The sequence below is a fragment of the Microbacterium umsixpiens genome, from assembly GCF_053543675.1.
Genome location: NZ_JBLVOH010000147.1, coordinates 3135 through 16595, shown reverse-complemented (window position 1 = coordinate 16595; position 13461 = coordinate 3135). Strand labels below are relative to the sequence as shown.

The following is a 13461-nucleotide window of genomic DNA, read 5'->3' as shown; positions in this document are numbered from 1 at the left end:
GGGGGCCCTTCTTCGTGTACGCGCCAGTGGGTCGGTTCGTGTGCGGGCGGTGGGGATCTTCACGACCTCGTTCGGACCCGTGCGATGCCGGTCAGTGGGTCGACAGGAAGGCAGTGCACACCGTCGGCGTCGCCCAGAGAGCGAATGCCGTCAGCGTGTACGCATCAGAGGGTGGCAGTCATCTGCACGCGAGGGCCGTACCTGAAGAGCCCGAGGGCGGTCTCCGTGTCGATGAGGGAGCGGAGCAGAGCGGAGTCCGGCTCGGTCTCCGTGAAGCCGCAGGAGGCGTAGAACGGCGCGTTCCAGGGGACGTCACGGTAGGTGCGGAGGGTGATCGTACGATGTCCGCGGTCTCGGGTCTCAGAGAGCGCCGCCTGGACGAGCCGACGCCCGATCCCGCGCCGGCCGTACGTGGGCAGCACAGAGAGCTGCTCTAGATGAGCGTGCCCGTCGATCTCCAGGACGTGCACGAAGCCGACGGGGCCCGAAGAGGGGGCTGAGGCCTCGTGGGGCTCAGCGACGAGCACGAAGCCCGGCATCGAAGCGCGCTCCCGAGCAGTGGTCGGGGGCGGCCAGTCGACCGCGTCGAAACGGTCGACGAGCAAAGCATCCGCCGCGGCTTCGATCTGTTCGGTCTCCGCGTCATCCGCCGGATGCGCAGGACGTACTCGGATCTCCATGGTCACCCTCCTGCGACGGCGGCGATGGCCTCGATCTCGACGAGCTGGTCATCGTAACCGAGCACCGTGACACCCAGGAGGGTGCTGGGGACGTCGTGGTCGCCGAAGGCAGCGTGGACCACGTCCCAGGCCGTGACGAGGTCGGCCTGCGCGGAGGAAGCCACCAGCACTCGTGTGCTGATGACATCGGTGAGGTCCGCGCCAGCGACGTCGAGTGCTGCCTCGAGCGTCTGCACGCATCGGGCCGCCTGAGCCGCGTAGTCGCCCGGTGCGGCGGTCGTCCCGTCGTCGTTCAGAGGGCAGGCTCCCGCGAGGAAGATGAAACGCGAACCCGCCGGTGCAGTGGCGGCATAGGCGTAGGGGGCGTCGGCGAGGGCAGTGGCGCGGATCAGCTGGACGGCGGATGACATGGTTCGATCCTCTCATTCACGGATTAACGATGAAGGCCCCGTCCGTGTGGACGAGGCCTTCATCGTGGGGGAGCGGCGACTACTCGCCATCCTCCTTCTTCTTGCGAGGCTTCTTCACCGGCTCGGTCGCGATGACCGTGCTGGGGGTGTTCGGCGTCTCGTCGACGTGCGTCTCATCGACCGTGAGCGGGGCATCAGGGAAGCCGGCGCGCTCGTGAGCGCCCTGGATCTCTGCGGCCTCGGTCTCATCGTTCTGAGCCGTGACGTGGTGCTGGTGCGCATCGGCTGCTTCGACCTCGGCCTGCGTGAGCGGGGCCAGACGATCTTCGAAGAACCACCGGGAGATCGAGGAACGGAGGTTCTCCGTCCACGGGATGCGGCCCTTGGCGTTCGGGCGAACCACGAGAGGCTCGTAGGAGTCGACATCGATGAGCTTCCAGCGGTCGTACTGGTCGACCGGCTGGTGGACCTCGATGAACTCGCCACCGGGGAGGCGCACGATGCGGCCCGATTCGAAGCCGTGCAGCACGATCTCGCGGTCCTTCTTCTGCAGCGCGATGCAGATGCGCTTGGTGACGAAGTACCCGAGGATCGGGCCCAGGAAGAGCAGCGCCTGCAGCGTGTGGATGACGCCTTCCATCGTGAGCATGAAGTGCGTCGCGATGAGGTCGGACGATGCTGCAGCCCAGAGGACGGCGTAGAAGATGACGCCGGCGACGCCGATCGCGGTGCGCGTCGCCGCGTTGCGGGGACGCTGTGCGATGTGGTGCTCGCGCTTGTCGCCGGTGACCCACGCCTCGATGAACGGGTAGATCGCGACGACCACGATGAACAGGCCGAGCACGAGCACGGGCGCGATGATTCCGAAGGACCACGTGCGGTCGAGGAACACGATGTCCCAGTTCGACGGCGCCAGACGCAGAGCGCCGTCGGCGAAGCCGATGTACCAGTCCGGCTGCGTGCCGGCCGAGACAGGGGAGGGGTCGTACGGGCCGTAGTTCCAGATCGGGTTGATCTGGAAGAACGTCGCGATCATGACGATCACGCCGAACACGATGAACAGGTAGCCGCCCATCTTCGACATGTAGACCGGCATCATCGGGTAGCCCACGACATTGTCGTTCGTGCGGCCGGGGCCGGCGAACTGCGTGTGCTTGTTGATGATCATCAGCATCAGGTGCACGACGATGAGCGCGATGACGAGCATCGGCAGCAACAGGATGTGCAGCGTGTACAGACGTCCGACGATGTCGGTGCCGGGGAACTCGCCGCCGAAGAGGAGGAACGAGGTCCAGGTGCCGATGAGGGGGAGACCCTTGATCATGCCGTCGATGATGCGGAGGCCGTTGCCCGAGAGCAGGTCGTCGGGAAGCGAGTAGCCGGTGAAGCCCTCTGCCATCGCGAGGATGAACAGGACGAAGCCGATGACCCAGTTGAGCTCACGCGGCTTGCGGAACGCGCCGGTGAAGAACACGCGGAGCATGTGCACGCCGATGCCGGCGATGAACACGAGCGCCGCCCAGTGGTGGATCTGGCGGACCAGGAGCCCGCCGCGCAGGTCGAACGAGATGTGCAGCGACGACTCGAGCGCCGCCGACATCTCGATACCACGCATCGGCGCGTAGGCGCCGGTGTAGTGGGTCTCGACCATGGATGCCTGGAAGAAGAACGTCAGGAAGGTTCCGGAGAGGAACACGACGACGAAGCTCCACAGCGCGATCTCGCCGAGCATGAACGACCAGTGGTCGGGGAAGATCTTGCGTCCGAGCTCCTTGACGAAGCCGGAGAGGCTGGTGCGCTCGTCGATGTAGTTCGACGCGGCACCGACGAAGCGACCGCCGAGGGGCGCCTTGGTGTCCTTGTCCTCTTTGGACAGCGTTGCGGTGCTCAATGGCGCTCCCAGAAGCTCGGGCCGACGGGTTCCTTGAAGTCGCTGCGTGCGACCAGGTAGCCCTCGTCATCGACGGTGATGGGCAGCTGCGGCAGCGGGCGTGCCGCCGGGCCGAAGATGACCTTTGCGTGGTCCGTGACGTCGAACTGCGACTGGTGGCACGGGCACAGCAGGTGGTGCGTCTGCTGCTCGTACAGAGCCACAGGGCATCCGACGTGCGTGCAGACCTTGGAATAGGCGACGATGCCGTCGTAGGACCAGTCCTTGCGGTCCTCAGCCTCGATCAGCTGCTCGGGGCGCAGACGCATCATCAGCACGATGGCCTTGGCCTTCTCCTCGAGGTAGCCGTCGTGGTGGCTGAGCGTCGCGAGCTCTTCGGGGATCACGTGGAACGCCGACCCGAGGGTCACGTCCGCGGCGCGGATCGGCGTGCCGTCGGGGTCGCGGACGAGGCGCGCACCCTTCTCCCACATCGTGTGCTTGAGGAGAACGACCGGGTCGCCCGCGGTGGGGTCATCCGGCGTCGAGTGCGGTGCCAGGCCACGGAAGAGCGTGACGCCCGGGATGATCGAGGCGACGAGTGCGGCGAACAGTGAGTTGCGGATCACCGTGCGGCGTCCGAAACCGGACTCCTCGTTCGCGTCGGAGAAGGCCTGGATGGCCGCCTCGCGGGTCGCGTCCTTGCCACGGGTGGGGTGGCGATGCTCGATGAACTCCTTGTCGGACATGAGCGCCTTGGACCAGTGGATCGCACCGATGCCGAGGGCCAGCAGCGCGAGGGCGATGCCGAGACCGATGAAGAGGTTGTTCTGCCGGATGTCGATGAGCGCGCCGCTCTCGATCGGGAACAGCATGTAGGCGGCGACCGCCCAGATGCTCCCTGCCAGCGAGAGGTAGAACAGCGTGTAGACAGTGCGGACAGCGGCCTTCTCAGCGCGCGGGTCCTTGTCGGTCATCCGCTCGCGGTGCGGCGGAAGCCCGGGGTTCTGCACGGGATCGCTGACTGCGACACCCAGCCCCGGAGAGGGCTGGTAGGCCCTGTCAAGAGCCTGCGAGTCGTCGTCGTGTGCCATGGTGCTCCTCGTACGTTCCTCTTCGATGAATAAGCGTCAGTTGGACTTCGCCGTGATCCACACGGTGATGGCGACGAGCGCGCCGATTCCGAAGATCCAGACGAACAGGCCCTCGGAGACCGGTCCGAGCGAACCGAGCGAGAATCCGCCGATCTGCACGGACTGCTGCTGGAAGAGCAGCGCCGAGATGATGTCGCGCTTGTCCTCGTCGGACAGGTTCATGTCGCCGAAGACCGGCATGTTCTGCGGGCCGGTGACCATCGCCGCGTACATGTGCAGTGCGCTGGTCTCCTGGAGACCGGGTGCGTACTTGCCCTCGGTGAGCGCTCCACCCGCTGCGGCCACGTTGTGGCACATCGCGCAGTTGACGCGGAACAGCTCGGCGCCGTTCGCGACGTCACCTTCTCCGTCCAGGATGTGGTCGGCGGGGAACGTCGGGCCGGGAGCCTCGGACTGCACGAACGAGGAGATCGCGAGGATCTGGTCCTCGGTGAACTGCGGTGCCTTCTGCGGCGCCTGCGGTCCCTGCATCTGCAGGGGCATGCGACCGGTCGACAGCTGGAACTCGGTCGCCAGCTCGCCCACGCCGTACAGGCTGGGGCCGTTGGCGGTTCCCTGCAGGTCGAGACCGTGGCAGGTGGCGCAGTTCGCCTGGAACAGCTTCTCGCCGTCTTCGACGGTCAGCTGCGTCGACGCGGTCGGCGTGTCGGATGCGGCGAACGCAGCCGTCGCACCGGCGTACACGGCGCCGGTGATCATGAGGCCTGCTCCGATGAGCGCGGCCGCCGCCAACGGGCTGCGACGACCGCTGGAACGGCGCTTCTTCTCTCGTGCCATCTCGGGGATCAGCTCCGCTCTTATTTCAGGAAGTAGATAACGAGGAACAGCACGATCCAGACGACGTCGACGAAGTGCCAGTAGTAGGACACCACGATCGAGGAGGTCGCCTCCTTGTGCCGGAAGTTCTTGACGGCGTATGCGCGTCCGATGACGAGCAGGAACGCGACGAGGCCGCCCGTGACGTGAAGGGCGTGGAAGCCGGTCGTCAGGTAGAAGGCGGAGGCGTACGAGTCGGCGTTGATCGGCATGCCTTCAGCGACCAGCTGTGCGTACTCCCACACCTGGCCGGAGACGAAGATCGCTCCGAGGGCGAAGGTGAGGAAGAACCACTCGACCATTCCCCAGCCGAAGAGGCGACGGCGTCCGGCGCCGTTCTTCTGCCCCTTACCGATCTTGTAGGGCTGCAGGTCTTCTGCCGCGAACACGCCCATCTGGCACGTGAACGAGGAGAGGACGAGGATCGCAGTGTTCACTGCGGCGAACGGGACGTTCAGCAGCTCGGTCCGGTCTGCCCACAGCTCCGGGGAGGTGCTGCGGAGGGTGAAGTAGATCGCGAAGAGTCCCGCGAAGAACATCACCTCACTGCCGAGCCACACAATGGTGCCGACAGCTACCGGGTTGGGCCGCTTAATCGTTCTCGCCGCCGGGGCATACGTCGCTGAGGTCGTCACCCCTCCATTATGGCCGATCCTGGGGCGTGATTCTTGCACCCACGACCTTCGAATCGCCGGACCTGGACTTAGGGGACCCTAAGAAAACACTGCGAATACCCGGTGAATCCGCGGGAAACAGGGGGCGGGCACGGAGTTCGCATGCGTGCGGAAGCATCTGCATGTTTTCTCCACGCCGATAGGATCGCACACATGCCTGATTCGTTGACCTGGCCCGACGTGCTCACCTCGCTGTTGGAGCGGCGCGATCTCAGCGTCTGGGAGTCCACGTGGGCGATGCGTCAGATCATGCAGGGTGGCGTGAGCGAGGCGCAGCTCGCCGGTTTCCTCGTCGCTCTCCGTGCGAAGGGCGAGACGATCGACGAGATCGTCGGGTTCCGCGATGCGATCCTCGAGGCCGCCGTGCCGCTGCCGGTCTCTCCGGACGTGCTCGACATCGTCGGAACCGGAGGGGACCGCGTCGGTACGGTCAACGTGTCCACGACCGCGGCGATCATCATCGGTGCCACCGGCGTGCCCGTCGTGAAGCACGGCAACCGTGCGGCCAGCTCCGCCTCCGGATCCTCGGACGTGCTCGGAGCGCTCGGCCTGGAGCTTTCTCTGAACCCCGCCGACGTGGCATCCATTCTCGACCGCACCGGCATCACGTTCGCGTGGGCCGGGGCGTTCCACCCGGGCTTCAAGCACGCAGGCACCGTGCGTGCCGAGCTCGGGGTGCCGACGGTCTTCAACATGCTCGGCCCGCTGTGCAACCCGGCGCGTGCCGAAGCCAATGCCGTCGGTGTCGCGCAGATCGAACGGGTGCCGCTGATCACGGGCGTGTTCCGCACCCGCGGCGCGACCGCACTCGTCTTCCGCGGCGACGACGGGCTCGACGAGCTGACGACCACCGGACACAGTCGTATCTGGGAGGTCACCCGGGGAGACATCCACGAGCACGACCTCGACCCCCGCGACCTCGACATCCCGATCGCCGATCTCGCCGACCTGATCGGCGGCTCACCGCAGCACAACGCCGAGGTGCTCCGGCGCACGCTCGCGGGGGAGACCGGCGCGGTACGCGACATCGTGCTCCTCAACGCCGCTGCCGGAATCGTCGCCTTCGAGCTCTCGCAGGATGCCACGCAAGTGCAGCGGCCCATCCTCGAGCGGTTGCGCGCGGGGTACGACAAGGCCGCCGCGGCGGTCGACGACGGTCGTGCCCTGGCCAAGCTCGATCAGTGGATCGGCGTCAGCCGCGAGCTGGCGGCCCCCCAGGAGTGATCGTGGATCCCGTCGACGCGCTGCTCGAGATCGCCTCCCTCCTCGAACGCGAGCGTGCGTCACGGTATCGGGCGAAGGCGTTCCGCCAGGCCGCGGCGACTCTGCAGGATCTGCCGGACGACGTGCAGGCCGATCCGACGAGGCTTCGTGCGGCAAAGGGCATCGGAGAGTCCACATTCGCGGTCATCCGTCAGGCGCAGGCGGGTCGGATTCCCGACTATCTCGTCGAGTTGCGCGGCGACGTCGAGCCGGAGCGCGTCTCGGCGCTGCGTGCCAAGCTGCGCGGTGACCTGCACGCGCACACCGACTGGTCGGACGGCACGACACCCATCCCGGTGATGGCCGCGGCCGCGCGGGCGCTGGGACACGAGTATCAGGCGATCACGGATCACTCTCCACGACTCCGGGTGGCACGCGGGTTGTCTGCCGAGCGCCTTCGTGAGCAGATGCCGTTGGTGCGTGCCGAGTCCGGCGACGGATTCACTTTGCTCGCGGGGATCGAGGTGGACATCCTGGAGGACGGCACACTCGACCAGGAGGATGGGCTGCTCGCGGAACTCGACATCGTCGTGGCCTCCGTGCACTCCAAGCTGCGCATGGACGCACGGCCGATGACGGCGCGGATGATCGCCGCCGTCTCGCATCCTCGGGTGAATGTACTCGGGCATTGCACGGGCCGGCTCGTGCAGGGCGATCGGGGAACGCGTCCGCCGTCGGCGTTCGACGCCGCAGCCGTCTTCGCCGCCTGCGCGGAGAACGGCGTGGCGGTGGAGATCAACTCGCGGCCCGAGCGGCAGGACCCTCCGGACGAACTGATCGCCATCGCGCTCGACGCGGGGTGCCTGTTCTCCATCGATTCGGATGCGCACGCACCGGGGCAGCTGTCGCTGGTGGATCACGGCGCCGAGCGCGCGGAACGGGCGGGGATCCCCGCATCACGGATCGTGACGACCTGGGGCCTCTCCCGCTTGCTCGCCTGGGCCGAGTGAGTCGGGCCCGCACGCCGATCAGTCGGCCTGCAGGGCAGCCTTCGACACGGCTGCGACCGCCCGCGTCATGGAACCGCCGAGGTTCCACTTCCCGGCGAGAGCGGTGGCGGCGTCGACCTCGGCGGGGTCGAGGACGCGGAGCGGGATGCCGGGGGCGCTGATCGGCAGCGAGGTCGCCACGGCGACCACGGTGGGTGCGACCTCGAGGTAGTCCGAAGCCGCCAGGACCTTCGCGCGGACTCCCGCGCTCATTCCCTCGCCGGCCTCCGCCGCGGTGCGGATCCCCGTGAGGTCGCTGTGGGTCTGGAGGAGGGTAGCCGCCGTCTTCTCTCCCACGCCGGCGACGCCAGGGAGCCCGTCGGAGGCATCACCGCGCATGGTCGCGAAGTCCGCGTACTGAGACGGGAGGACCCCGTACTTGGCGACGACGGTCGCATCGGTCACGATCTCGAGGTTGCTCATGCCGCGCGCGGTGTAGATGACGCGCACGTCGCGGGCGTCGTCGACCAGCTGGAACAGGTCGCGGTCGCCCGTGACGATGTCGACCGGCATCGTGGCGACTGTCGCGAGTGTGCCGATCACATCATCGGCCTCGTGTTCCGCGACGCCGATGATGGGGATGCCGATGGCGGCGAGCGTCTCGCGGATCAGAGGGATCTGCGCCTCAAGCGGGTCGGGGATCTCCTCGACGTCCGGACCACTGGCCACGACCTCGACGACGCGATGGGTCTTGTAGCTCGGGATGAGATCGACGCGCCACTGCGGGCGCCAGTCGTCGTCCCAGCACGCGATCACATGCGTCGGCTCATACAGGGTGACGAGCTTGGCGATGATGTCGAGCAGACCGCGGGCCGCGTTGATGGGCGATCCGTCCGGCGCCGTCACTTTGTCGGGAACGCCGTAGAAGGCGCGGAAGTAGAGGCTGGCGGTGTCGAGCAGCATGAGGCGGTCGGCGCGGGTCATGGACTCAGCGTAGAGCGCGGTCGGCCCGCGGTCAGCAACCGGGCGCACCGGGTTGCTCAGCGCACGTGCGGGCGACCAGCGCGGTCTCCGCCTCATAGACACGGATCTGCCGCGCCGGGCCATCGATGGACAGCTCGCCGTCGATCGGGAACCACCCACCGCCGATGTCGACCTCGGCGGTGTAGTGGACGGTCACGTGCGCCGAATACGTGCCGCGGTCGCGATACGAGTGACTCGTCGGGGTCGGAGTGAACTGCGCCTGCCCCAGGGAAGCCCAGGACCGACCCCCTGTGTTCGAGGTGGCCGCTGTGCCGTCACCGAACGCGAACCTGAAACGGACAGGCGTGAATCGTACGCTGATCGGTCTGTCGAACAGCGTGCCGGCACGGGTGTGCACGGCTGCGGCTGCCACGAAGTTCGTCGGCATACCCGCGATGCCGACGTTGCCCGGCTCTCCGGCGGTGGTGACGGGGGCAGGAGCGAACTGTGCGACGTCGGTGATGGTGAGGGGGCGGCCTTCGTCGTTCGTCACCCGCTCAGCGGTGAAGTTGCAGGACGCCTGGCGGACGGGATCGGTCGTGCAGGGCTTCGGCTTCTCGGCGGCGCTGCGGCGATCGGCCGCGTCCGGGTTAGAGCCGCCATCGTTTGGGCGTTGCTCGTGAGCGCTCTGATTCGCCGTCGCGGTGATCACGCTTCCGTCTGTCCCCGCGATGAAGTCGGAAAAGCCGGGGGGCTCGCCGCCGTCGCTGAATCGGGCGAGCGCTGCAACGATGCTGATCAAGGCTACGAAGCGGGGCACTGGAACTCATTGCTCGGCGCGGCACTGTCAACAAGGAGCGTTCCCGACCGCGTCGCCCGGAATGTGACTTCCAAGGCGTAAACGTCTGGGCGATCTGGATTTACAGCGGAGGATCCATCGGGGTTAGCGACGGATACCCTGCTCACATCTAGGCATACCGCTGCAGTCGTACTTCTATAGGGGGCCTCACTACGCAATCCGTCGAAAGAGAGGATCCGCGTCTCGCCGTCGATCACCTGGCCGCCCGCGTGCATGGCGGAGAAGTTCTCACGATCGGCCTTCTCTACGCTGCCGCTAGAGAGGTCAAACAACGGCTCGAAGGTCTCGGGATCGGAGGCATCGACGCCATTGAGTGCTCGCAAATATGTTTCAAAAGTCGCCTCAGCGGCGGCGAAGGCCTCTTCTTCCGAGGCGAAGGCGGGCGTCGGAGTGGGTGAGGGTGAAGGATCGGGCGCGCAGCCGACGAGCAGGAGGAGGGCGCTCGTCAAGGCTGCGGCGCGCGCGAACGAGCGGGAAGAAGACGTCGGGGAGATCACCCGGTCACGCTAACTCGGAGGGCCGCCTGCCCGTTCGAGTTATCCACAGCTCGCGAGGCCGGAATCCGACTTCCTCCGGGATCCGAAGTTCTGATAGCCTTAACCGTCACTCGTGGCGTGCATGCGTATGCCCTCGTGGCGAGAAAACCAAAATCCAACCGCTGAGAAGCATGCAGTCGGCCGTGCGCGGCCGTTGAGTCTCAGCCCGAGTCTCCATTCAACAAGGACAACCCACTACATGACTACCGCAACGACCGCCCCGGCCACCAAGCAGGTCGCCATCAACGACATCGGATCTGCTGAGGACTTCCTGGCCGCGGTCGAGAAGACCCTGAAGTTCTTCAACGACGGCGACATCATCGAAGGCACGATCGTCAAGATCGACCGCGATGAGGTCCTCCTCGATGTCGGCTACAAGACCGAGGGTGTCATCCCCTCGCGCGAGCTCTCGATCAAGCACGACGTCGACCCCAACGAGGTCGTCGCTGTCGGCGACCTGGTCGAGGCCCTCGTTCTCCAGAAGGAGGACAAGGAAGGCCGTCTGATCCTCTCCAAGAAGCGCGCACAGTACGAGCGTGCCTGGGGAGACGTCGAGAAGATCAAGGAGAACGACGGCGTCGTTACCGGTACGGTCATCGAGGTCGTCAAGGGTGGACTCATCGTCGACATCGGCCTCCGTGGCTTCCTGCCGGCGTCGCTCATCGAGCTGCGTCGCGTCCGCGACCTCACGCCGTACCTCGGCCAGGAGATCGAGGCCAAGATCCTCGAGCTCGACAAGAACCGCAACAATGTCGTCCTCAGCCGCCGTGCGCTGCTCGAGCAGACGCAGTCGGAGTCGCGCACCACGTTCCTGAACAACCTGCACAAGGGTCAGGTCCGCAAGGGTGTCGTGTCGTCGATCGTCAACTTCGGCGCGTTCGTCGACCTGGGTGGCGTGGACGGCCTCGTGCACGTCTCCGAGCTGTCCTGGAAGCACATCGAGCACGCCTCCGAGGTCGTCGAGGTGGGCCAGGAGGTCACCGTCGAGATCCTCGAGGTCGACCTCGACCGCGAGCGCGTCTCCCTGTCGCTGAAGGCGACGCAGGAAGACCCGTGGCAGGTCTTCGCCCGCACCCACGCGATCGGTCAGGTCACGCCGGGTAAGGTCACCAAGCTCGTTCCGTTCGGTGCGTTCGTCCGCGTCGCAGACGGCATCGAGGGCCTCGTCCACATCTCCGAGCTCTCCAGCAAGCACGTCGAGCTGGCCGAGCAGGTCGTGTCGGTCGGCGAAGAGGTCTTCGTCAAGGTCATCGACATCGACCTCGAGCGTCGCCGCATCTCGCTGTCGCTGAAGCAGGCCAACGAGTCGGTCGACCCCAACGGCACCGAGTTCGACCCGGCTCTCTACGGCATGCTCGCCGAGTACGACGAGAACGGCGAGTACAAGTACCCGGAGGGCTTCGACGCCGAGACCGGTGCGTGGAAGGAAGGCTTCGACGCCCAGCGCGAGGCATGGGAGCAGGAGTACGCTGCAGCCCAGGCTCGCTGGGAGGCGCACAAGGCTCAGGTCGTCAAGGCGGCCGAGGCCGAGGCCGCAGCCGGAGAGGACTTCGGCGGAGGCCAGTCCTTCACCAGCGAGGTCGCCGGCGCCGGCACCCTCGCCGACGACGAGGCTCTCGCGGCTCTGCGCGAGAAGCTCTCGGGCGGCAACGCTTAAGCAGCACTCTGAATCGGGTCGCCACCTCGCCTTCGGGCGGGTGTGGCGGCCCGTTTCGCTTTTCCGGGGTGCTGCTGCTGCGTGACGGAACATTACGTCGGCATTCGTAACAATCGGTCCGCCCCGCCAGCATGGGGTTATGACTGCTCTGCTGCCCGCGTCGCGCACTGCTGACGCTTCGCCGTCGGCAGGAACAGCGCAGGCGGTCCGCCTCGACGGGATCGAGCGTTCCTTCGCGCTGCCACGCGGGAGGCGCGACGTGCTCCGCGGCATCGACCTCCACATCGCGGCCGGGGAGATCCTCGCGGTCGTCGGTCCCTCCGGGTGCGGCAAATCCACCCTCCTCCGTCTCGTCGGCGGACTGGATGCTCCGACGAGCGGACGCATCCTCCTCGACGACATCGGTGTCGCCGACGTCGACGAGCGGACCGCCATCGCCTTCCAGGAGCCGCGACTGCTCCCATGGCGCACCATCGCCCAGAACATCGAGCTCGGCCTGCCGCGAGGAACCGCCCGCCGTGTCGGCCGTGAGCGAGTGCGCGAGCTGCTGCACCTCGTGGGGCTCGAGCACGCGGGCGACCAGCGCCCGCGCGAGGTCTCCGGCGGTATGGCCCAGCGCGCCTCCCTAGCCCGGGCGCTCGCCCGAAACCCCGGGGTGCTGCTGCTCGATGAGCCGTTCGGCGCGCTCGACGCCCTGACGCGTCTGCGCATGCACGATCTGCTCCTGAAGATCCATGCGGCCGAGCCCACCACGATCCTGCTGGTCACCCACGACGTCGAAGAGGCGCTCTACCTCGCCGACCGCGTGCTGCTCCTGCGGACGCTGGACAGCTCGGGCACGGGCGCCGACGACGACCAATCCATCGCCCGCACGATCTCCGTGCCGGGCGTCCGTCCCCGCGACCGCGCCGACCGCGGCCTCGCCGACCTGCGCGCCGACCTTCTCGAAGGACTCGGCGTCGACACCCACCACCGCATCACCGAGGAGTCCCGATGAGCACCACCACACGCCGAATCATCCCCGCGATCGCGATCGCCGGGACGATGATGCTCGTCGCGACCGGGTGCGTGGCCGGAGAGAACGCCAAGGCATCGGACACCGAGGGCACGCCGGGCACGACCGAGTGGTCGGCGGACACCCTGTCTATCGACTTCGCCACCTACAACCCGCTGAGTCTGGTCGTCAAGGATCAGGGCATCCTCGAGGAGATCCTCGGTGACGACGTCGAGGTCGAGTGGGTGCAGTCCGCCGGCTCGAACAAGGCCAACGAACTGCTGCGCTCCGGCTCCGTCGATGTCGGCTCGACGGCAGGATCGGCCGCACTGCTCGCCCGTGCGAACGGCTCGCCCATCCAGGTCATCGACATCTACTCGCAGCCCGAGTGGTCTGCCATCGTCGTGGGCCCGGACAGCGACATCACCGCCCTCGAAGATCTCAAGGGCGCCTCCATCGCGGCGACCAAGGGCACCGACCCCTACTTCTTCCTGCTGCAGGCGCTCGAGGAGGGCGGCCTGTCGCTCTCCGACGTGGAGGTGCAGAATCTGCAGCATGCTGACGGCCGGGCCGCACTCGACGGCGGCTCCGTGGACGCCTGGGCCGGGCTCGACCCGATCATGGCCGCCGCCGAGGTGGAGTCGGGTGACCAACTC

14 protein-coding genes are annotated in these 13461 nt (G+C 66.9%); 5 read left to right on the top strand and 9 right to left on the bottom strand.

Annotated features, from left to right (window positions below; translation table 11 throughout):
* Window positions 1-164: 164 nt before the first annotated feature.
* The 6 genes from ACNPM4_RS14500 to ctaE all read right to left on the bottom strand — a co-directional run bounded on the left by ACNPM4_RS14500 (window position 165) and on the right by ctaE (window position 5565).
* On the bottom strand, window positions 165-680 hold the full coding sequence (locus ACNPM4_RS14500) for a GNAT family N-acetyltransferase (protein WP_029261588.1): 516 nt from the start codon (window positions 678-680) through the stop codon (window positions 165-167).
* Between the two features lie 2 nt (window positions 681-682).
* Entirely contained in the window at window positions 683-1090 is a 408-nt protein-coding gene (locus ACNPM4_RS14495; protein WP_448986111.1) for a RidA family protein, read from the bottom strand.
* Window positions 1091-1169: 79 nt separating this feature from the next.
* The gene (gene qcrB / locus ACNPM4_RS14490) at window positions 1170-2981 is read right to left on the bottom strand and encodes a cytochrome bc1 complex cytochrome b subunit (protein ID WP_105710174.1); all 1812 of its coding nucleotides are present in this window, start codon (window positions 2979-2981) and stop codon (window positions 1170-1172) included.
* Window positions 2978-4054, bottom strand: coding sequence for a cytochrome bc1 complex Rieske iron-sulfur subunit (gene qcrA, locus ACNPM4_RS14485; protein ID WP_029261591.1), 1077 nt, complete (start codon window positions 4052-4054; stop codon window positions 2978-2980). The genes qcrB and qcrA overlap by 4 nt, the downstream gene beginning before the upstream one ends.
* Window positions 4055-4090: 36 nt before the next feature.
* Window positions 4091-4891, bottom strand: coding sequence for a cytochrome bc1 complex diheme cytochrome c subunit (gene qcrC / locus ACNPM4_RS14480; RefSeq protein WP_029261592.1), 801 nt, complete (start codon window positions 4889-4891; stop codon window positions 4091-4093).
* A 20-nt stretch (window positions 4892-4911) separates the two neighbouring features.
* The gene (ctaE, locus tag ACNPM4_RS14475) at window positions 4912-5565 is read right to left on the bottom strand and encodes an aa3-type cytochrome oxidase subunit III (protein WP_029261593.1); all 654 of its coding nucleotides are present in this window, start codon (window positions 5563-5565) and stop codon (window positions 4912-4914) included.
* A gap of 192 nt (window positions 5566-5757) precedes the next feature.
* Between ctaE and trpD the strand changes: the two genes are divergently transcribed.
* Window positions 5758-6828 carry an anthranilate phosphoribosyltransferase gene (gene trpD / locus ACNPM4_RS14470; protein WP_029261594.1) on the top strand — a complete coding sequence of 357 codons (1071 nt, stop codon included), beginning with the start codon at window positions 5758-5760 and terminating at the stop codon, window positions 6826-6828.
* A 2-nt stretch (window positions 6829-6830) separates the two neighbouring features.
* Window positions 6831-7817, top strand: a complete 987-nt coding sequence (locus tag ACNPM4_RS14465; RefSeq protein ID WP_448986110.1) for a PHP domain-containing protein — start codon at window positions 6831-6833, stop codon at window positions 7815-7817.
* 18 nt (window positions 7818-7835) lie between these two features.
* On the opposite strand, the gene ACNPM4_RS14460 is transcribed toward ACNPM4_RS14465, so the two are convergent.
* From ACNPM4_RS14460 to ACNPM4_RS14450, 3 genes are all read right to left on the bottom strand, one after another.
* Complete coding sequence (locus ACNPM4_RS14460; protein WP_448986109.1) at window positions 7836-8780, bottom strand: 5'-3' exonuclease; 945 nt, start codon at window positions 8778-8780, stop codon at window positions 7836-7838.
* A 31-nt stretch (window positions 8781-8811) separates the two neighbouring features.
* Complete coding sequence (locus ACNPM4_RS14455) at window positions 8812-9471, bottom strand: PKD domain-containing protein (protein ID WP_448986108.1); 660 nt, start codon at window positions 9469-9471, stop codon at window positions 8812-8814.
* A 92-nt stretch (window positions 9472-9563) separates the two neighbouring features.
* Window positions 9564-10115, bottom strand: coding sequence for a hypothetical protein (locus tag ACNPM4_RS14450; RefSeq protein WP_448986107.1), 552 nt, complete (start codon window positions 10113-10115; stop codon window positions 9564-9566).
* A gap of 238 nt (window positions 10116-10353) precedes the next feature.
* Between ACNPM4_RS14450 and rpsA the strand changes: the two genes are divergently transcribed.
* The 3 genes from rpsA to ACNPM4_RS14435 all read left to right on the top strand — a co-directional run.
* On the top strand, window positions 10354-11811 hold the full coding sequence (rpsA, locus tag ACNPM4_RS14445; protein ID WP_105710170.1) for a 30S ribosomal protein S1: 1458 nt from the start codon (window positions 10354-10356) through the stop codon (window positions 11809-11811).
* Window positions 11812-11950: 139 nt separating this feature from the next.
* Window positions 11951-12808, top strand: a complete 858-nt coding sequence (locus ACNPM4_RS14440) for an ABC transporter ATP-binding protein (protein ID WP_400858329.1) — start codon at window positions 11951-11953, stop codon at window positions 12806-12808.
* Window positions 12805-13461 (top strand): ABC transporter substrate-binding protein (locus ACNPM4_RS14435; RefSeq protein ID WP_448986106.1); only part of this gene is annotated, 657 nt, incomplete at its 3' end. The genes ACNPM4_RS14440 and ACNPM4_RS14435, both read left to right, overlap by 4 nt.

What these genes read in the sequence shown, in the direction of transcription:
- trpD (WP_029261594.1), top strand. Translation starts at nt 5,758, where the DNA reads ATGCCTGATTCGTTGACCTGGCCCGACGTGCTCACCTCGCTGTTGGAG.
- ACNPM4_RS14440 (WP_400858329.1), top strand. Translation starts at nt 11,951, where the DNA reads ATGACTGCTCTGCTGCCCGCGTCGCGCACTGCTGACGCTTCGCCGTCG.
- qcrC (WP_029261592.1), bottom strand. Translation starts at nt 4,891, where the DNA reads ATGGCACGAGAGAAGAAGCGCCGTTCCAGCGGTCGTCGCAGCCCGTTG.
- qcrA (WP_029261591.1), bottom strand. Translation starts at nt 4,054, where the DNA reads ATGGCACACGACGACGACTCGCAGGCTCTTGACAGGGCCTACCAGCCC.
- ACNPM4_RS14495 (WP_448986111.1), bottom strand. Translation starts at nt 1,090, where the DNA reads ATGTCATCCGCCGTCCAGCTGATCCGCGCCACTGCCCTCGCCGACGCC.
- rpsA (WP_105710170.1), top strand. Translation starts at nt 10,354, where the DNA reads ATGACTACCGCAACGACCGCCCCGGCCACCAAGCAGGTCGCCATCAAC.
- ACNPM4_RS14460 (WP_448986109.1), bottom strand. Translation starts at nt 8,780, where the DNA reads ATGACCCGCGCCGACCGCCTCATGCTGCTCGACACCGCCAGCCTCTAC.
- ACNPM4_RS14500 (WP_029261588.1), bottom strand. Translation starts at nt 680, where the DNA reads ATGGAGATCCGAGTACGTCCTGCGCATCCGGCGGATGACGCGGAGACC.